This is a genomic window from Psychrobacter sp. 1U2, from assembly GCF_051847575.1.
Window position 1 is genome coordinate 1 of record NZ_JBPYDC010001550.1, and the last position, 577, is coordinate 577.

The following is a 577-nucleotide window of genomic DNA, read 5'->3' on the forward strand; positions in this document are numbered from 1 at the left end:
TATAAGCTGTATAAATCCAGACCATACAAACCTACTTTTTGTTCTGAAGATTCAGTTTTAGCATTCTCAATTTTAGTATTGTATGCATGAAGCCAATGGGTAAACTCAAGCATAGATTGATTGGCCCACATCCAAGTAGGGAATCTTGAGAAAGGTTTATTCTGTAGCAAAGCATCTTGCTCTCTTCCATGAATATAATGATTAATATGTGCGGCATCTGTCCAGTCCGCTTCAGCAGTGACAATAGTAAAGCCTTTCTTTTCTATGAGCTCTTTGGTAATACGTGCGCGCATCTCATAAAATTCAGCCGTGCCATGTGATGACTCGCCAAGCAATACAACACGGCTGTCTCCAATACGCTCCATGAGATTATCTAGATTGACGTCATCAATACTTGCAAAATGTTCACTTGATTGACCAATCAATTCAGACAAAGCTCTATTAGCTTTCATCCCTTTTCTCCTTCCAACCTGCTGCACCAATCAGAGGTACAAAACGAACACTTCCCAAATCTTTTGTCTCATATTCATCTTTACTGATACGCCGAATACGAACCAGTTTTTGTGACTTCAATGTT

1 protein-coding gene is annotated in these 577 nt (G+C 39.3%); it reads right to left on the reverse strand.

Annotated features, from left to right (window positions below):
• Positions 1 to 452, reverse strand: a 452-nt coding sequence (locus ACS8FD_RS23120) for an erythromycin esterase family protein (protein ID WP_439277580.1), incomplete at its 3' end; no start/stop codon positions are given.
• Positions 453 to 577 lie beyond the last annotated feature (125 nt).